Genomic DNA, 18,771 nt, shown 5'->3' on the forward strand with positions numbered 1-18,771 from the left:
CATCCTGCCCGACCCCGGCGGGGCGGCGCGTTCCAAGGGCTGTGGAAGAGTGGGAGTGTCACTCCGCCGACGTTGACCCAGCCATCTAGGATGGCGAACATGCGTTCGAACGAACGTCGCGACCCACACTCCAAGGACGCTCGTGACTGACCAACTCATCATTCGTGGTGCCCGGGAGCACAACCTCAAGGACGTGTCGCTCGACCTTCCGCGCGACTCCCTGATCGTCTTCACCGGCATGTCCGGCTCGGGGAAGTCCTCGCTCGCGTTCGACACGATCTTCGCGGAGGGCCAGCGTCGCTACGTCGAGTCGCTCTCGGCATACGCACGGCAGTTCCTCGGACAGATGGACAAGCCCGACGTCGACTTCATCGAGGGCCTCTCGCCGGCGGTGTCGATCGACCAGAAGTCCACCTCGAAGAACCCGCGCTCCACCGTGGGCACGATCACCGAGGTCTACGACTACCTGCGACTGCTGTACGCCCGTGCGGGCCGTCCGCACTGCCCCACGTGCGGCGCGCCCATCGAGCGCCAGACCCCGCAGCAGATCGTCGACCGCATCCTCTCCCTGGAGGAGGGCCGCCGATTCCAGGTGCTGGCTCCGGTCATCCGCGGACGCAAGGGTGAGTACGTCGAGCTCTTCTCCTCGCTCCAGACCCAGGGCTTCAGCCGGGCGCGCGTCGACGGCGAGACCTACAGCCTCGACGCACCACCGACGCTCAACAAGCAGAAGAAGCACACCATCGAGGTGGTCGTCGACCGTCTCGCCGTCAAGCCCGCGTCCAAGCAGCGACTGACCGACTCGGTGGAGACCGCACTGGGCCTGGCCGACGGACTGGTCGTCTTCGACTTCGTCGACGACGAGCCGGGTGCGCCGGGGCGCGAGCTCACGTTCTCCGAGCGGATGGCCTGCCCCAACGAGCACCCGATCGAGTCCGACGACCTGCAGCCCCGTTCGTTCTCCTTCAACTCGCCCTTCGGGGCCTGCACCACCTGCCACGGCATCGGCACGCGGATGGAGATGGACCCCGAGCTGGTCGTGCCGAACCCCGAGGCGACGCTGGGTGAGGGCGCGATCCAGCCCTGGAGCGGGGCCCACGTGGCCGACTACTTCCTGCGTCTGATGGGCGCCCTGGGTGAGGAGCTCGGCTTCGACCTGAACACGCCCTGGGAGAAGCTGCCCAGCACTGCGCGCAAGGCGATCCTCGAGGGCCATCCCACCAAGGTCCACGTCGTGACCCGCAACCGCTACGGACGCCAGCGCTCCTACTACGCCGAGTTCGAGGGTGTCAGCCAGTACATCGAGCGTCGCCACGGTGACGCCGAGTCCGACACGACCCGCGAGCGCTTCGAGGGCTTCATGCGCGAGGTGCCGTGTCCCGCGTGCAAGGGCAGCCGCCTGAAGCCGATCTCCATGTCGGTGACCCTCGGCGGGATCTCGATCGCGGAGCTGTGCGCCAAGCCGCTCAACGAGACGGCGGAGTTCCTCGCGCAGCTGGAGCTGTCGAACCGCGAGAAGCAGATCGCGGAGCGCGTCCTCAAGGAGATCCAGGAGCGGTTGCGCTTCCTCCTCGACGTGGGGCTGGACTACCTGTCCCTGGACCGTCCCAGCGGGTCGCTCTCGGGTGGTGAGGCCCAGCGGATCCGTCTCGCGACGCAGATCGGCGCAGGGCTCGTCGGAGTCCTCTACGTGCTGGACGAACCGTCGATCGGGCTGCACCAGCGCGACAACGCCCGACTCATCGAGACACTCCTGCGCCTGCGGGCCCTGGGCAACACGCTGATCGTCGTCGAGCACGACGAGGACACGATCCGCACCGCCGACTGGGTCGTCGACATCGGCCCGGCTGCTGGCGAGCACGGCGGTCAGGTGGTGCACTCCGGGACCGTGGAGGACCTGCTCACCCACCCTGACTCGATGACCGGGCAGTACCTCTCGGGCCGGCGCGAGATCCCGGTGCCGGAGCTCCGACGCCCCCGGACCCCGGGTCGCGAGCTGGTGGTCAAGGGCGCCAAGGAGAACAACCTCCGCAACGTCGACGTGACCTTCCCGCTGGGCATGTTCGTTGCCGTCACCGGCGTCTCCGGCTCCGGGAAGTCCACGCTGGTCAACGACATCCTCTACACGTCGCTGGCCAAGCAGCTCTACAACGCACGCACGGTGCCCGGTCGCCACCGCACCATCACCGGCGTGGAGGAGGTCGACAAGGTCATCCACGTCGACCAGTCGCCCATCGGTCGTACGCCGCGAAGCAACCCCGCGACCTACACGGGCGTCTTCGACCACGTACGCAAGCTCTTCGCGCAGACGCCGGAGGCCAAGGTCCGCGGCTACATGCCGGGGCGCTTCTCGTTCAACGTCAAGGGCGGTCGCTGCGAGGCGTGCCACGGCGACGGCACGATCAAGATCGAGATGAACTTCCTGCCGGACGTCTACGTCCCCTGCGAGGTCTGTCACGGTGCTCGCTACAACCGCGAGACGCTCGAGGTGCACTACAAGGGCAAGACCATCGCCGAGGTGCTGGACATGCCGATCGAGGAGGCAGCGGAGTTCTTCTCCGCCGTTCCCGCGATCAGCCGGCACATGAAGACCTTGACCGAGGTCGGCCTGGGCTACGTCCGTCTCGGCCAGCCCGCGACCACGCTGTCAGGCGGTGAGGCGCAGCGCGTCAAGCTGGCGAGCGAGCTCCAGAAGCGGTCGACGGGTCGCACGCTGTACGTCCTCGACGAGCCCACCACGGGCCTTCACTTCGAGGACATCCGCAAGCTGCTCGGCGTGCTCGGTCGATTGGTCGACCAGGGCAACACGGTGCTGGTCATCGAGCACAACCTCGACGTCATCAAGACGGCCGACTGGCTGGTCGACATGGGCCCGGAGGGCGGATCTCGCGGCGGCATGGTGGTCGCCGAGGGCACGCCCGAGGAGGTGGCCAAGAACGAGGCCAGCCACACCGGTCGCTTCCTGGCGCCGCTGCTGGAGGGGCGCGCAGCCGTGGTCGCCGCCAAGCCCAAGAAGAAGGCCGCAGCCCGTACCAAGAAGTGACGGGCGCGCCACGAACTGACGTAGCACCAGAAGAGCAGAGCCGGAGGAAGCATGAGCGAGCGCAGTCCGCTGTCGCACCCCCTCACCCGTCGTCGTGTCCTCGCCACCGGGAGCGCGGCCGTGGCCGCGCCGCTGGTGGCCGCCTGCGGGGAGGACGAACCGACGCCGCAGGTCGAACCGCCCGCGTCGGGCACGGAGCTCCTGAAGGTCGAGGACGTGCCCGTCGGTGGGTGCGCCGTGACCGGCGACCAGGCGGTGGTGGTCACCCAGCCGACCGAGGGCGAGTTCAAGGCCTTCAGTGCGCTGTGCACCCACAAGGCGTGCCCGGTGTCGCCGTCGCGCGACGGCGACATCCCGTGCAACTGCCACGGCAGTCGCTTCTCCCTCACCGACGGATCCGTCATCAAGGGCCCGGCCCAGGAGCCGCTGGCGGAGGTGGCCGTCGAGGTGAGGGACGGTGTCGTCGTCGCCACAGAAGGCTGAGCGGGCGGGCGCCGTGGTGAGGGTCCCTGACCACGCGCTGCCTATGCTGGCCGTTGTTCGTCAGGAGGATGCGTGACCCAACCCCCCACACGTCGTCGTGTGCTCGCCGCAGGTGCCGGCGTCGCGATGGCCCCCGTTGTTGCTTCGTGTGCCGATCCGTCGGCCGACCCCCACTTCAACCAGGTGGACCCCCCGGGCCCCGGTCGTCAGGTCGGCATGGCGGCCGACGTCCCGGTCGGCGGCTGCCAGGTCTTCGCCCGCTACGGCACGGTCGTCTCCCAGCCCGAGGAGGGCGAGTTCCGGGCCTTCAACGCGGAGTGCTCCCACAAGGGCTGCTTCGTGGGCTCCTCCGACCAAGGGCACATCCCGTGCCGCTGCCACGGCAGCATGTTCGACCTCGCCACCGGTGAACGCCTGGCGGGACCTGCCAAGGAGCCCCTCGCGCCCGTCGAGATCGTCGTCGAGGACGGACGCATCATCACCGCCTGAGCCCGACGCTTCCGGGCCCGCCCGGGCACGGCCCGGCTCGTGGTCCGTGAGTGTCCGTCCCGGTCGGTGGCGGCGCACTCCGTAGGCTTGGGGACGTGCCCAGCCCCGCGTCGTACCGCCCCGCTCCCGGGTCGATTCCTACCCAGCCCGGGGTCTACCGATTCAGGGACACCCACGGGCGAGTCATCTACGTCGGCAAGGCGAAGAACCTCCGGTCGCGTCTGTCGTCGTACTTCCAGGACATCTCGGGCCTGCACCCTCGCACCGCGACGATGGTCACCACGGGCGCGAGTGTCGAGTGGACGGTGGTCCGCACCGAGGTCGAGGCACTCCAGCTCGAGTACTCGTGGATCAAGGAGTTCGACCCGCGGTTCAACGTCAAGTACCGCGACGACAAGTCCTACCCCTGGCTGGCGGTCACCGTGGGGGAGGAGTTCCCCCGGGTCATGGTCGGACGCGGCGCCAAGAAGAAGGGCACCCGCTACTTCGGGCCCTACGGCCACGCCTGGGCGATCCGCGAGACGGTGGACCAGCTGCTGCGCGTCTTCCCGATGCGTTCGTGCACCAAGGGCGTCTTCAACCGGTCCGCGCAGATCGGCCGCCCGTGCCTGCTCGGCTACATCGACAAGTGCTCCGCGCCGTGCGTGGGTCGGGTGACCGCGGAGGAGCACCGCAAGATCGTCGACGACCTCTGCGACTTCATGGCCGGCAACACCGACGCCTTCGTCAAGCGCGTCGAGAACGAGATGTACGCCGCCTCCGAGGCGCTCGACTTCGAGAAGGCTGCCCGACTGCGTGATGACCTCGGAGCCCTCCGGCGGGCCCTGGAGAAGCAGGTCGTCGTGCTCGCCGACGGCACCGACGCCGACGTGGTCGCCCTCGCCGAGGACCCGCTCGAGGTGGCAGTGCAGGTCTTCCACGTGCGTGGGGGTCGCATCCGTGGCCAGCGTGGCTGGGTGGCCGACCGTACCGACGAGGGCGGCACCCCCGAGCTCGTGGAGGAGTTCCTGCTCCAGCTCTACGCCGGTGATCCCGACGCCATCCCGCGCGAGGTGCTGGTCCCGCAGCTGCCGCCGGACGTCGCGACGCTGGAGGACCTCCTGAGTTCCCTGCGCGGCTCGAAGGTGCGGATCCGTGTGCCGCAGCGTGGCGACAAGAAGACGCTCCAGGAGACCGTGGCCCGCAACGCCGTCCAGGGGCTCGCCCTGCACAAGACTCGTCGGGCCAGCGACCTGACCACCCGCAACCGGGCGTTGGAGGAGATCCAGGAGGCGCTCGACCTCGCCGAGGTGCCGCTGCGCATCGAGTGCTTCGACGTCTCCAACCTGCAGGGCACCGAGGTGGTGGCCTCGATGGTGGTCTTCGAGGACGGCCTGGCACGCAAGAGCGAGTACCGCCGCTTCGTCGTGAAGGACGTCGAGGGCCAGAACGACGTCGCCTCCATGCACGAGGTGATCACCCGTCGGTTCCGCCGGCTGCTGGAGGAACGGTCGAAGGCCGCCGAGGTCTCCACCGAGTCAGGCCCCATGCTCGTCGACCCCGACACGGGTCGCCCGCGCAAGTTCGCGTACGTCCCGGCTCTCGTCGTCGTGGACGGTGGTCCGCCGCAGGTGGCCGCGGCCGCTGACGCGCTCGAGCAGCTGGGGTTGGGCGACATCCCCGTCTGCGGCCTCGCCAAGCGCCTCGAGGAGGTCTGGCTGCCGGGCGAGGAGGACCCCGTCATCCTGCCCCGCACCAGCGAGGGTCTCTACCTCCTGCAGCGCATCCGCGACGAGGCTCACCGCTTCGCCATCGCCCACCACCGTGGGCGTCGTTCCCGGACCATGGTGGAGAGCCTCCTGGACGACGTCCCGGGCCTGGGCGAGATCCGACGCAAGGCGCTCCTGCGCCACTTCGGTTCCCTCAAGAAGCTGCGGCTGGCCTCGGTCGAGGAGATCGCCATGGTGCCCGGCATCGGTCCGCAGACCGCCGCCGCCATCAAGGAAGCCCTCACGCAGCAGGACAGCACCCGTCAGACTGGGCCGCGCATCAACACGGCCACCGGAGAGATCGAGGAGCACTGACATGACCAGCCAACGCGGTGAGCTCGTCATCATCACGGGCATGACCGGAGCCGGACGCAGCACGGCGGCCAAGGAGCTGGAGGACCTCGGCTACTTCGTGGTCGACAACTTGCCGCCCACGCTCGTCCCCGACGTCGTGGGGATGGTCGACGCCGAGCACGGCACCTCGCAACCCGTCGCGATCGTGGTCGACGTGCGTTCGGGCGCCTTCTTCGACACCCTCGCCAGCCAGCGCTACGAGCACAGCACCGGTCGTCCGACCACGTTGCTCTACCTCGACGCCTCCGACGACGCCCTCGTACGCCGTCAGGAGGCCGCCCGGCGGCCCCACCCGCTGCAGGGGGACGGGCGCCTGCTCGACGGCCTCGAGCGTGAGCGCGAGGTGCTCACCAAGATCCGGGGGCGTGCAGACCTGCTGATCGACACCACCGGCCTCAACGTCCACCAGCTGACCGCGCGGATCGCCACCCACTTCGGCTCCCTGCAGTCACTCCAGCTCAAGGTGACGGTGATCAGCTTCGGCTTCAAGTACGGCATCCCCGGCGACGCCGACTTCGTGGCGGACATGCGCTTCCTGCCGAACCCCCACTGGGTGCCCGAGCTGCGCGCGCACACCGGCAAGGACCTCGACGTCGCCGAGTACGTGAAGAAGCAGCCCGACGCGATGCCCTTCCTCGACAGCTACACCCCGGTCCTGGAGCTCGTCGCGAGGGGATACCTCGAGGAGGGCAAACGCTTCATGACGGTGGCCCTGGGCTGCACCGGCGGCAAGCACCGCAGCGTCGCCATGTCGGAGGCGATCTCCCAGCGGCTGGCCGAGGGCGGTCTCGACGTCCGCTGCATCCACCGCGACCTCGGACGGGAGTGACGTGGCCACCCAGTCACAGGCGGTCGTCGCCCTCGGCGGAGGGCACGGTCTGCACGCCTCGTTGAGCGCGCTGCGGATGCTCCACGACTCGCTCGACGTCGACACCATCACCGCCGTGGTCACGGTGGCCGACAACGGTGGTTCCTCGGGCCGTCTGCGTCAGGAGTTCGGCGTGCTCCCGCCGGGGGACCTGCGCATGGCCCTCGCCGCGCTGTGCGGCGAGGACGAGTGGGGGCGTACGTGGGCGGAGCTCTTCCAGCACCGCTTCGGCGGCCACGGCGAGATGGAGGGGCACGCCATCGGCAACCTCGTGCTCGTCGGCCTGTGGGAGCTGATGGGGGACCACGTGCGGGCGCTCGACTGGGCCGGGACGTTGCTCGGGGCCCGCGGTCGGGTCCTCCCGATGGCCACGACCCCGATGGACATCACCGCGACCGTGCGCCCTCCCGGCGCGGCCGAGGGCGTGACGGAGGTCGTCCGCGGGCAGAAGGCCGTCGCCACGACCCCCGGAGAGATCCTCTCGGTGGCCCTGTCGCCCGAGGAACCCGCGGCGTGCGTCGAGGCAGTCCAGGCGATCATGGAGGCGGAGTGGGTCTTCCTGGGGCCGGGCTCGTGGTTCACCTCGGTGATCCCTCACCTGATGGTCCCCGGACTGCACCAGGCGCTCACGCGTACGCCCGCCAACGTGGTGCTCCTGCTCAACCTCACCGCCCAGGAGGGCGAGACCAGCGGCTACGGGCCGGTCGATCACCTGGCGGCACTGATGCAGCACGCACCCGACCTCGACATCCACACCGTGGTGGCTGACCGGGGGAGCGTCCAGGACGACGTGGCCCTGGCGGCAGCCGTCCGTGACGTGGGAGCAGAGCTGCTGCTCGCCGACGTGGCCATCGCAGGTGAGCCCCACCACGATCCCGCCAAGCTGGCCGAGACACTGCGCTCGTTGCTGTCCAGCTGAGCGAACCCTTCCTCTCCACGGACTCCACACCCCCGGGGGATGCGTGGCAGGATGCCGCCCATGGCAATGACGGCACAGGTCAAGGCGGAGCTCGCTAACACCCAGATCACCAAGACCTGTTGCCGCAAGGCCGAAGTGGCCTCCCTGCTCCGCTTCGCGGGTGGACTCCACATCGTCTCCGGACGGATCGTCGTCGAGGCCGAGGTCGACACCGGGGCTGCTGCGCGGCGCCTGCGCAAGGACATCGCCGAGATCTACGGACACCAGTCCGAGGTGGCGATGGTCCAGGGCAACGGCATCCGCAAGGGCACGCGCTACCTGGTCCGGGTCGTACGCGACGGTGAGGCGCTCGCCCGGCAGACCGGCCTCCTCGACGGGCGCGGGCGTCCGGTCCGTGGCCTGCCGCCCGCAGTCGTCTCCGGCGGCGGGTGCGACGCCGTGGCGGCGTGGCGTGGCGCCTTCCTCGCCCACGGCTCCTTGACCGAGCCGGGCCGTTCGTCGGCGCTCGAGGTCACCTGCCCGGGGCCCGAGGCGGCACTCGCGCTGGTGGGCGTGGCTCGTCGGCTGGGCATCCAGGCGAAGGCCCGTGAGGTGCGCGGGGTGGACCGGGTCGTCATCCGCGACGGGGACGCCATCGGCGCCCTGCTCACGCGGCTCGGCGCCCAGGAGACCCTGCTGGCCTGGGAGGAGCGCCGCATGCGACGCGAGGTCCGTGCGACCGCCAACCGGCTGGCCAACTTCGACGACGCCAACCTCCGTCGCTCGGCACGCGCTGCGGTCGCGGCCGGTGCGCGGGTGGAACGTGCGCTGGAGATCCTCGCCGAGGACGTCCCCGACCACCTGAAGCTCGCCGGCGCCCTGCGCCTGGAGCACAAGCAGGCGTCGTTGGAGGAGCTCGGCCAGCTGCACGACCCGGTGCTCACCAAGGACGCGATCGCCGGACGCATTCGCAGGCTCCTCGCGATGGCCGACAAGCGTGCCGAGGAGCTGGGCATCCCTGACACCGAGTCGTCGCTCACACCCGACATGCTGGCTGAGGACGCCTGAGTCGCTGGCAGCCAACCTGACGGCCGGCTGACCCTTCTTGATAGAAGCGCGCTAAAGTCAGAGGTGCTGTTCGACCCATCGCTATCCAGGAGTGACTGTGACTGTCCGTGTTGGAATCAACGGCTTCGGCCGCATTGGCCGCAACTTCTTCCGTGCCGTACGGGCATCGGGAGCCGACATCGAGATCGTCGGTGTCAACGACCTGACTGACAACCAAGCCCTCGCGCACCTGCTCAAGTACGACTCCATCCTGGGCCGACTCGACGCGGACGTGTCGGCGACCGACACGCACATCATCGTCGGTGAGCAGAAGATCGCCGCGTTCGCCGAGCGCAACCCCGCCGACCTCAAGTGGGGCGAGCTGGGCGTCGACGTCGTCGTCGAGTCCACCGGCTTCTTCACCGACGCCACGAAGGCGAAGGCGCACATCGACGCCGGCGCCAAGAAGGTCATCATCTCCGCCCCCGCCTCCAACGAGGACATCACCATCGTGATGGGCGTGAACCACGAGCTGTACGAGGCCGACAAGCACCACATCATCTCCAACGCCTCCTGCACCACCAACTGCCTCGGCCCGATGGCGAAGGCGCTCAACGACGCCCTCGGCATCGAGAAGGGCCTGATGACGACGGTGCACGCCTACACCGCCGACCAGAACCTGCAGGACAACATCCACAAGGACCCGCGCCGCGCCCGCGCCGCCGCCCTCAACATCGTCCCGACCTCGACGGGTGCCGCCAAGGCCATCGGCCTGGTCCTCCCCGAGCTCAAGGGCAAGCTCGACGGCTACGCGCTCCGCGTCCCGACCCCGACCGGCTCGCTCACCGACCTCTCCTTCGAGGCCTCGCGCGAGACCACCGTCGAGGAGGTCAACGAGATCATCAAGAACGCCGCCGACGGCAAGATCCTGAAGTACTCGACGGACCCGATCGTGTCCACCGACATCACCACCGACCCGGCGTCCTGCATCTTCGACGCTCCGCTGACCAAGGTCATCGGCAACCAGGTCAAGGTGGCCGGCTGGTACGACAACGAGTGGGGCTACTCGAACCGCCTCGTCGACCTGATCGACTACGTCGGCACCTCGCTCTGACGATTCCACCCCACGGAGACACTGACTGATGAGCAGCATCGAGTCGCTCGGCGACCTGCGAGGCAAGCGCGTCCTGGTCCGTTCGGACCTGAACGTTCCTCTGGACGGCACCACCATCACGGACGACGGTCGCATCCGTGCGAGCGTCCCCACCATCAAGGCGCTGGCCGAGGCGGGTGCACGAGTCGTCGTGACCGCCCACCTCGGACGGCCCAAGGGCGCGCCGGACCCGAAGTACAGCCTCGCTCCCGTCGCCGAGCGGCTCGGTGAGCTCCTCGGTCAGCCCGTCGCCTTCGCCACCGACACGGTGGGGGAGTCGGCCGAGCAGGTCGTCCGCGGCCTCGGCGACGGCGACGTCGCCCTGCTCGAGAACGTCCGCTTCAACGAAGGGGAGACGAGCAAGGACGACGCCGTGCGCGCCGCCTTCGCCGACCGCCTCGCGAGCTTCGCCGACGCCTTCGTCTCCGACGGCTTCGGCGTGGTCCACCGCAAGCAGGCCAGCGTCTACGACGTCGCTCTGCGGCTGCCCAGCGCCATGGGTGGTCTCGTGAAGGCCGAGATCGACGTCCTGCGTCGTCTCACCGTCGACCCCGAGCGGCCGTACGTGGTCGTGCTCGGCGGCTCGAAGGTCTCGGACAAGCTCGCCGTGATCGACAACCTCCTCGGCAAGGCCGACAAGTTGTTGATCGGTGGCGGGATGGTCTTCACCTTCCTCGCTGCCCAGGGCCACGAGGTCGGCAAGAGCCTGTTGGAGACCGACCAGCTCGAGACGTGCCGCACCTACCTGCGCGAGGCCGCGGAGAAGGGCGTGGAGATCGTCCTGCCCACCGACATCGTGGTGGACACCCAGTTCCCCTCCGGCGACACCGTCCCGTCGCCGCGCGTGGTCCCGGCCTCGGCCATCCCCGCCGACGCCCTCGGTCTCGACATCGGCCCTGACTCCGCCGCTGCCTTCGCCGCGGCCCTCGCCGACGCCCGTACGGTCTTCTGGAACGGCCCCATGGGGGTCTTCGAGGTGCCGGAGTTCGCTGAGGGCACCCGTGCCGTGGCGGACGCCCTGACCAAGGTCCAGGGCCTCTCGGTGGTCGGCGGCGGTGACTCCGCGGCAGCGGTGCGCGCGCTCGGCTTCGACGAGTCGGCCTTCGGCCACATCTCGACCGGCGGCGGCGCAAGCCTCGAGTACCTCGAGGGCAAGGAACTGCCCGGCATCGCCGTCCTCGAGCGCTGAGACGCTCCCATCCCACCACTTCGCAGAGGTAGACACCCCATGGCTTCGCGCACGCCCCTGATGGCCGGCAACTGGAAGATGAACCTGAACCACCAGGAAGCGGTGGTCCTGGTCCAGAAGCTCGCCTGGACGCTCGACGACAAGAAGCACGACTACACCAAGGCCGAGGTCGTGGTGGTTCCGCCCTTCACCGACCTCCGCTCGGTGCAGACGCTCGTCGACGGCGACCGCCTCAAGATCACCTACGGCGCGCAGGACGTCTCCGTCCACGACGCCGGCGCCTACACCGGCGAGGTCTCCGCGCCGATGCTGGCCAAGCTCGGCTGCTCCTACGTCGTGGTGGGCCACTCCGAGCGCCGCGAGTACCACGCAGAGACCGACGCCGTGGTCAACGCCAAGGCGCACAAGGCTGTCGAGCACGGCATGGTCCCCATCGTCTGCGTGGGTGAGGGCCTCGAGGTCCGCAAGTCCGGCGAGCAGGTCCCTTACACGCTGGCCCAGGTGGAAGGATCGATCGCCGGCTTCACTGCCGAGCAGGTGGCCGACCTCGTCGTGGCCTATGAGCCGGTGTGGGCCATCGGCACCGGCGAGGTGGCCACCCCCGAGGACGCCCAGGAGGTGTGTGGCGCGATCCGCGCCCGCATCCGCGAGCTCCACGGCGACGCGGCCGCCGACGGTGTCCGGGTCCTCTACGGCGGGTCCGTCAAGGCCTCCAACGTCGCTGGCATCATGGAGAAGCCCGACGTGGACGGCGCCCTGGTCGGTGGAGCGAGCCTCCATGCCGACGAATTTGGGGGAATCTGTCGCTTCTACGACCTGCCGGTGCTTTGATCTCCCCTCTTTGACGTAAGGTTCCTGCCGTGGAAATAGTTCTTCAAGTGCTGCTCGTTCTCACGAGCCTGATCCTGATCATGCTGGTGCTGCTCCACAAGGGACGCGGCGGCGGTCTGTCGGACATGTTCGGTGGCGGTGTGTCGAGCTCCCTCGGGGGATCGTCCGTCGCCGAGAAGAACCTGGACCGGTTCACGGTCGCCATGGGCGTGCTCTGGTTCGCCACCGTCATCGGTCTGGGGCTGCTGACGGCGTACAGCTGAGTTTCACAGTCGCATTTCACTCTGGGGAGGGTCTGAAGTGGCAGGTGCAGGAAACGCGATTCGCGGTAGCAGGGTGGGGGCCGGACCGATCGGTGAGGCCGAGCGCGGGGAGGCCGCGCCGCGCAAGCAGGTGACCTTCCACTGCTCTCAGCACCACCAGTCCGTGCTGGCCTTCGCGCGGGAGGCGGTGGTCCCTGAGTGCTGGGACTGCCCCAAGTGCGGACTTCCCGCCAGTGTGGACGAGCTCAACCCGCCGCCGGCACCGCGCAACGAGCCGTACAAGACCCACCTCGCCTACGTGAAGGAGCGTCGCTCCGACACCGAGGCCGAGGACATCCTGCAGGAGGCCATCCAGCTCCTGCGTTCGCGCCGGAAGTCCGGCGAGATCATCTTCTGAGTCCTGCTGACTGACAGCGAGGCGCTGGCGAAGTTCTCCTTCGCCAGCGCCTCGCTGCTTCCACGTCGTCCTCGTGCCTCCTGCGGCCCGTCAGGTCCGAGCGGTCAGGTGAGCCCACTCGCAGCGGCCGCGTCCAGGAACCAGACGGTCTCGTCCCGCCCTCGTACGCCCCGAGCCGGGCACTCCTCCCAGGATCCCTCGCCGTGCGCCGCGGCGACTGCGTCGGCCTTGCCGTCACCGGCCGCCAGGAAGGCCACGGCCCTGCTGGACGCCAGGGCTTCGTAGGTCAGGCTCACGCGCTGGGGCGGCGGCTTGGGGGAGTCGTGCACGGGGACCGTCAGCGCATGACGGATCGCGGCGGCCGGGTGGTGGGGGAAGAGTGACGCGACGTGGCCGTCCGGGCCGATCCCGAAGAGAGCCACCTCGAACTCGGGGACGCCGGAGGCACGGATCTGGTCGGCGTAGCGCTGCGCCGCCTCCTCCACGGTGGCCACGGCGTCACTCGCCGCCGCCACGTGGATGCGCTCGGCCGGCACCCCGAGGGGGTGCAGGAGGTCCTCCAACCCGGATCGGCAGTTGCGCTCGTCGGAGTCCGCGGGGACGAAGCGTTCGTCTCCCCACCACCAGTCCACCCGGGACATGTCGACCCCACTGGTGGAAGCGGTGCGCGCCACCTCGCGGTGGAACGGTGCGGCGATGCTGCCACCCGTCAGCACCACGTGGGGGACGCGCCCCTCCGCCTGCGCCGTGGCGAGCCGAGCCAGGAACCAGGCGGCGGCGTCCTCGACCAAGGCGGTGACGTCGTCGTGCACGCGATCAGTCACGGGCTCTGCTCCAGCTCCAGGACCTTGCGGATCGTGAGCTCGTAGATCTCGTCGGCGTCGAGGTGCCGGAGCTCCTCCGAGATCAGCTCGTGGATCTCGCGGATACGGAGCGAGACGGGTCGCTCGGGCCGGTTCGGGGTCGAGAGCGTGGCGTCCTTCCCGTCGGGACGCGAGATCCTGATCGGTCCCTGCGCCGTCTCGAGGACGACCTCCGTGACCGCAGGGCCGTCGGTGGGCAGCAGCTCGACGTCCAGGTGCAGGCAGTGACTCAGCCAGGCACGCAGGAGGCCGGCGCTGGGGTGTCCACGCTCGGCGCTGACCCGGACCGCGGTGACTCGTGCGGAGTGCTGGTCCAGGACGGCAGCGAGCGTGGCCCGCCACAGCGTCAGTCGGGTCCAGGCGAGGTCCGTGTCCCCGGGGGTGTAGTGCGCGAAGCGCCGCAGACCAGCCTTGGAACGCGGACTGGCGTGCGTGCCCAGGTCGGTGATGCGGCGGGTGGCCAGTCGGCCCAGTGGGTCCGACGCCGGGTCGTCAGGGCCCTGGTCCGCCCACCAGACCGCGACCGGCGAGTCGGGCAGCAGCAGCGGCAGCACGACCGACTCCGCGTGCTTCACCACGGCTCCACGCAGGCGTATCAACGCCGTCTCGCCCGGGTGCCCGGCTCCGGTGCCGACCTCGGCGTCCACGTGGGCATGTCCCCGTCCGTCGCCGAGGACGACCCCCAGGATCCGGGCGGGGTGGTCGCGCGCCGCGGCGCGGGCCACGTCCATCGCAGCCTCTGCCTCTTCGTCGGAGGCCACCACGACCAGCGTCAGGACCATGCCCATGGCCGGGCTGCCGGCGGCGCGGCGGGCCCGGAGGAACTCGGCGGCGATCTCGGAGGCGTTGGTCTCCTCGAGCTTCTTCACGGGCGCCTCCAGGTGTGACCGTTACGGGCCAGGATCTCGTCCGCGGACGCCGGGCCCCACGTGCCTGCCTCGTAGTCGTCGGGCTCTCCACTTGCCTCCCAGTGCTCCAGCACGGGGTCGAGGATCTGCCAGGAGCGCTCGACCTCCTCGTGCCGCGGGAAGAGCGGGGGGTCACCCAGCAGGACGTCGAGGATGAGGCGTTCGTACGCCTCGGGGGAGGACTCGGTGAACGAGCCGCCGTAGGCGAAGTCCATCGACACGTCTCGGATCTCCATCGCCGTGCCGGGGACCTTCGAGCCGAAGCGCAGCGTCATGCCCTCGTCGGGCTGGACCCGGATGACCAGGGCGTTCTGGGTGAAGTCCTCGGTCGCCTGCTCGCTGAAGGGCAGGTGGGCGCCGCGCTTGAAGACGACGGCCACCTCGCTGACCCGTCTGCCGAGCCTCTTGCCGGTGCGGAGGTAGAAGGGGACGCCTGCCCACCTTCGGTTGGCCACCGACAGCGTGATGGCGGCGTAGGTCTCCGTCCGCGAGTGCTCGCCGATGCCGTCCTCCTCGAGGAAGCCCTTCACCTCCTCGCCGCCGGCCCACCCTCGCACGTACTGACCGCGCGCGGTCGTGCGGGACAACGGCGTGGCCAACGTGGCCGACGCGAGCACCTTGAGCTTCTCCTGGTGCAGAGCCTCGGCCTCGAAGGTGGTCGGCTCCTCCATGGCGACGAGAGCCATCAGCTGGAGCAGGTGGTTCTGGGTGACGTCACGCGCGGCGCCGATGCCGTCGTAGTAGCCGGCTCGGCCACCGATGCCGATGTCCTCGGCCATGGTGATCTGCACGTGGTCGACGTAGAGCGAGTTCCACAGCGGCTCGAAGAGGGAGTTGGCGAACCGCAGCGCCATGATGTTCTGGACCGTCTCCTTGCCCAGGTAGTGGTCGATGCGGAAGACCGAGCCGGCCGGGAAGACGTCGTCCAGCACCCGGTTCAGCGCCCTGGCCGACTCCAGGTCGTGACCGAACGGCTTCTCGACCACCACGCGACGCCAGGCGTCACCACCGTGGACGAGGCCGTGCTCCTTGAGCTTGCCGACGACGTCGCCGAAGAGCCCAGGTGGGATCGCCAGGTAGAAGGCGTGGTTGCCACCGGTGCCGCGCTCGTCGTCGAGGTCGGAGAGCGTGGTGCGGAGCAGGTCGAACGCCTCGTCGTCGTCGAAGTCGCCCGAGACGAACCGGAAGCCGGTGCTGATCTGGTCCCAGACCTCGTCGTGGAAGTCGGTGCGCGAGAACTGCTTCACGGCGTCGCGCACGATGGCGGCGAAGTCCTGGTCCTCCCAGTCACGCCGCGCGAACCCGACGAGGCTGAATCCCGGCGGCAGGAGACCTCGGTTCGCGAGGTCGTAGATGGCTGGCATGACCTTCTTGCGGGACAGGTCGCCGGTGACACCGAAGATGACCATGCTGCACGGTCCCGCGATCCGGGGCAGTCGACGGTCGCGCAGATCTCGCAGCGGGTTCGTGTGCGTTCGACTGCCCTGGGTGGTCATCCCACGTCCTCCCGCAGCGTCGCCAGCCCTTCTGGCTTTCCGACGTGCAGCCGGAGCACGGGACGCCCTCGCGACCCCAGGACGTGGGCATCGCCCGCCGCCTGGGCCCCGATGAACTCGCCGAACGTGAACGGCCGGTCGGGCACGGCCAGGTCCTGCGTCTGGGCGCCGGTCACCTGGAGGTAGACCCCTTGGGCCGGCCCGCCCTTGTGGTACTGCCCGGTCGAGTGCAGGAAGCGCGGAGCCCATCCGAAGCTCACGGGCCGGGAGGTACGCCTGGCCAGGGCGTCGCGCAGGTCGGTCACGACCGCGTCCCGGTCGCGGTCCAGGTAGGCCTGCACCGCGAGGTAGCCGTGCTCGTCGTCGAGGCGCCCGAGCAGCGCACGGACCGCCTCCGCCACGGTGGACGTGCCGTCGGGCAACCAGTCGCCAGCGGTGAAGACCTGCACGTCACCGTCGACGAAGTCGGGAGTCCAGGTCTCGGTGTCGCCGTCGAGCATCGCTCGCGCGGCGTCCTTGGCGCTCTCCACGTCGGGTTGGTCGAACGGGTTGATGCCGAGCAGCCGACCGGCCACGGCCGTCGCGACCTCCCACACGAGCATCTGGGCACCCATGGGTGCGTCCACGTGCGCGGACCACCCGGACGAGGCGTCCGGGGCGCCCTCGGCCGGACCGCAGCTGACCAGCATCGAGTCGTTGGTGGCGTCGACGAAGTTGGGGGCGGACGTGGAACCCACGTCGATCGGCAGGATGCCGGTGCCGTCCTTGCCGGTGGACTCAGCCACCAGCTGCTCGACCCAGGCGGCAAACCCGACGGAGGGGGTCCTGGTGTCGCCCAGCACCATCTTGTCGACGCCCTCGCGGGCGGCGACCGCCATCAGGGCGCCCAGCTGCAGGCCGGGGTTGGAGGGCACGTCGTCCTGGAGCACGGGCACCAGGGCTGCGGCGTCGTCGAGGAGCACCTCCAGGTCGACTCCGGCCAGCCCCGAGGGAACGAGGCCGAAGGCCGACAGGGCCGAGTAGCGTCCCCCCACCTCGGGGTCCGCCCGGAAGACCGTCCAGCCGCGCTCGGTCGCGAACTCGTCGAGCGGCGATCCGGGGTCGGTGACCACGATCATCCGGGTGGCCGGGTCGATGTCGGCATCGATGAACGCCTGCTCGTAGGCGCGACGCTGGCTGTCGGTCTCCACGGTGCCGCCGGACTTGGAGGCGATGACCACCGCGGTACGCGCGAGGTCGGTGTCGATGACGTCGCGCACGGCGTCCGGGTGTGAGGAGTCGAGGACCACCAGGTCGACCCCGGCGTCGGCGCAGATCACCTCGGGAGCCAGCGAGGAGCCGCCCATGCCGCACAGGACGATGCGGTCGATCCCGTCGGCCTGCAGAGCCTGACGGCGGGCCGCGATGGGCTCAACGATGGCGCGCGACGTGCGCGCAAGGTCCACCCACGCGAGTCGCTTGGACGCTTCCGACTCGGCTGCCGGACCCCACAGGGTGTGGTCGCGGGCGAAGAGTCGCCCGGCGACCCGGTCCTGCACGAGGTCGTGCATGGCGGCGTCGAAGGCCGGGCGGTCTCCGGGGATGACCTGTACCGGAGCCTCCGTCCTCATGCGTCCGCGGCCTTCGCCGAGCTGGCCTTGGCGAGCTGGTCGCCAACGGTCGCGAGCAGCTCGTCCCACGAGGCCACGAACTTCTCCACGCCCTCACGCTCGAGCATCTCGATGACGTCGTCGACGTCCACGCCGGCGGCGCGCACGTCGCTCATCACGACGGCTGCGTCGTCGTAGTGCGGGGTGACCTGGTCTCCCAGCACCTCACCGTGGTCGGCGAAGGCCTCCATCGTCGCCTCGGGCATCGTGTTGACCGTGCCGGGGACGACGAGGTCGGTCACGTACATCGTGTCGCGGTAGTCCGGGTTCTTGACCCCGGTGGAGGCCCAGAGCGGACGCTGACGGTGAGCGCCGAGGGCCGCCAGGCGCTCCCATCGCCCACCCGTGAAGAAGCGTTCGAACTCGTGGTACGCCAGACGCGCGTTGGCGACGCCGGCGCGTCCCTTCAACGTGGCGTCGACCCCCAGCTGGTCGAGGCGCTTGTCGATCTCGGTGTCCACGCGCGAGACGAAGAACGAAGCCACGGAGTGGATCGTGGAGAGGTCGTGGCCGTTCTCCTTCGCCAGCTCGAGGCCGGCGACGTACGCCTCCATGACGTCGCGGTAGCGGGGGATGCCGAAGATCAGGGTCACGTTGACGCTGATCCCCGCCCCGATGGTCTGGGTGATCGCGGCGAGCCCCGCCTGCGTTCCGGGGATCTTCACGAGCAGGTTGGGGCGGTCGACCGACCTCCACAGCTCCTGGGCCTCGGCGACGGTGCCGTCGGTGTCGTGGGCGATGCCGGGGGAGACCTCGATGGAGACCCGTCCGTCAACCCCGTCGGTTGCGCGGAACGTCTCCAGGAACACGTCGCAGGCGTCCCGGACGTCCGTGGTCGTCAGGGCGTGGACGGCTTCCTCGACGTCGGCACCGCGTGCTGCCAGCTCGGCGACCTGGTCGTCGTAGCCGTGACCCTTGGCCAGCGCGGTCGCGAAGATCGACGGGTTGGTGGTCACGCCGACGACCGAATTCTGCGAGACCAGGCCAGCGAGCGTGCCGCTGGTCAGGCGTTCCCGGGACAGGTCATCGAGCCAGATGGACACTCCGGCCTCGGCCAGCGACTTCAAACGTTCGGACATGGTGTTCCTCCCA

At 69.5% G+C, this 18,771-nt stretch carries 17 protein-coding genes; 12 read left to right on the forward strand and 5 right to left on the reverse strand.

Translation table 11 applies throughout. The features are described from left to right. The first annotated feature begins 142 nt into the window (after window positions 1-142). The 12 genes from uvrA (at window position 143) to FCL41_RS08060 (ending at window position 12,763) form a co-directional block, all read left to right on the forward strand. Entirely contained in the window at window positions 143-3,043 is a 2,901-nt protein-coding gene (gene uvrA, locus FCL41_RS08005) for an excinuclease ABC subunit UvrA (RefSeq protein WP_137065547.1), read from the forward strand. Between the two features lie 51 nt (window positions 3,044-3,094). Continuing rightward, window positions 3,095-3,526: a Rieske (2Fe-2S) protein gene (locus FCL41_RS08010; RefSeq protein WP_137065548.1), complete on the forward strand. Its 432-nt coding sequence runs from the start codon at window positions 3,095-3,097 to the stop codon at window positions 3,524-3,526. Window positions 3,527-3,598: 72 nt separating this feature from the next. After that, a complete protein-coding gene (locus tag FCL41_RS08015) occupies window positions 3,599-4,015 on the forward strand; it encodes a QcrA and Rieske domain-containing protein (protein ID WP_137065549.1) in 417 nt (138 codons plus the stop codon). A 95-nt stretch (window positions 4,016-4,110) separates the two neighbouring features. Further along, entirely contained in the window at window positions 4,111-6,078 is a 1,968-nt protein-coding gene (gene uvrC, locus FCL41_RS08020) for an excinuclease ABC subunit UvrC (RefSeq protein ID WP_137065550.1), read from the forward strand. Between the two features lies 1 nt (window position 6,079). Continuing rightward, complete coding sequence (gene rapZ, locus FCL41_RS08025) at window positions 6,080-6,946, forward strand: RNase adapter RapZ (protein WP_137065551.1); 867 nt, start codon at window positions 6,080-6,082, stop codon at window positions 6,944-6,946. Window position 6,947: 1 nt separating this feature from the next. Next, window positions 6,948-7,904 carry a gluconeogenesis factor YvcK family protein gene (locus FCL41_RS08030; protein ID WP_137065552.1) on the forward strand — a complete coding sequence of 319 codons (957 nt, stop codon included), beginning with the start codon at window positions 6,948-6,950 and terminating at the stop codon, window positions 7,902-7,904. A gap of 60 nt (window positions 7,905-7,964) precedes the next feature. Further along, on the forward strand, window positions 7,965-8,951 hold the full coding sequence (whiA, locus tag FCL41_RS08035; protein ID WP_137065553.1) for a DNA-binding protein WhiA: 987 nt from the start codon (window positions 7,965-7,967) through the stop codon (window positions 8,949-8,951). A gap of 97 nt (window positions 8,952-9,048) precedes the next feature. Further along, window positions 9,049-10,044, forward strand: a complete 996-nt coding sequence (gene gap, locus FCL41_RS08040; protein WP_137065554.1) for a type I glyceraldehyde-3-phosphate dehydrogenase — start codon at window positions 9,049-9,051, stop codon at window positions 10,042-10,044. 28 nt (window positions 10,045-10,072) lie between these two features. Further along, window positions 10,073-11,272: a phosphoglycerate kinase gene (locus FCL41_RS08045; protein ID WP_137065555.1), complete on the forward strand. Its 1,200-nt coding sequence runs from the start codon at window positions 10,073-10,075 to the stop codon at window positions 11,270-11,272. A gap of 39 nt (window positions 11,273-11,311) precedes the next feature. Next, on the forward strand, window positions 11,312-12,103 hold the full coding sequence (gene tpiA, locus FCL41_RS08050; RefSeq protein ID WP_137065556.1) for a triose-phosphate isomerase: 792 nt from the start codon (window positions 11,312-11,314) through the stop codon (window positions 12,101-12,103). Window positions 12,104-12,150: 47 nt separating this feature from the next. Then, entirely contained in the window at window positions 12,151-12,366 is a 216-nt protein-coding gene (secG, locus tag FCL41_RS08055; protein ID WP_420846570.1) for a preprotein translocase subunit SecG, read from the forward strand. Between the two features lie 37 nt (window positions 12,367-12,403). Beyond that, the gene (locus FCL41_RS08060; protein ID WP_137065558.1) at window positions 12,404-12,763 is read left to right on the forward strand and encodes an RNA polymerase-binding protein RbpA; all 360 of its coding nucleotides are present in this window, start codon (window positions 12,404-12,406) and stop codon (window positions 12,761-12,763) included. A gap of 104 nt (window positions 12,764-12,867) precedes the next feature. On the opposite strand, the gene pgl is transcribed toward FCL41_RS08060, so the two are convergent. The 5 genes from pgl to tal are packed head-to-tail and all read right to left on the reverse strand — an operon-like array spanning window position 12,868 to window position 18,758. Then, window positions 12,868-13,587, reverse strand: a complete 720-nt coding sequence (pgl, locus tag FCL41_RS08065) for a 6-phosphogluconolactonase (protein WP_137065559.1) — start codon at window positions 13,585-13,587, stop codon at window positions 12,868-12,870. Then, window positions 13,584-14,495, reverse strand: a complete 912-nt coding sequence (locus FCL41_RS08070) for a glucose-6-phosphate dehydrogenase assembly protein OpcA (RefSeq protein WP_212723102.1) — start codon at window positions 14,493-14,495, stop codon at window positions 13,584-13,586. The genes pgl and FCL41_RS08070 overlap by 4 nt, the downstream gene beginning before the upstream one ends. After that, window positions 14,492-16,030 (reverse strand): glucose-6-phosphate dehydrogenase, encoded by a 1,539-nt coding sequence (gene zwf / locus FCL41_RS08075; protein WP_137065560.1) that lies wholly within the window; start codon window positions 16,028-16,030, stop codon window positions 14,492-14,494. The genes FCL41_RS08070 and zwf overlap by 4 nt, the downstream gene beginning before the upstream one ends. Continuing rightward, window positions 16,027-17,640 carry a glucose-6-phosphate isomerase gene (locus FCL41_RS08080; protein WP_137065561.1) on the reverse strand — a complete coding sequence of 538 codons (1,614 nt, stop codon included), beginning with the start codon at window positions 17,638-17,640 and terminating at the stop codon, window positions 16,027-16,029. Before FCL41_RS08080 ends, zwf begins: the two co-directional genes overlap by 4 nt. Next, a complete protein-coding gene (gene tal / locus FCL41_RS08085; protein ID WP_137065562.1) occupies window positions 17,637-18,758 on the reverse strand; it encodes a transaldolase in 1,122 nt (373 codons plus the stop codon). Before tal ends, FCL41_RS08080 begins: the two co-directional genes overlap by 4 nt. Window positions 18,759-18,771 lie beyond the last annotated feature (13 nt).

This window comes from Nocardioides jishulii (genome assembly GCF_006007965.1).
Taxonomy (GTDB): Bacteria; Actinomycetota; Actinomycetes; order Propionibacteriales; family Nocardioidaceae; genus Nocardioides; species Nocardioides jishulii.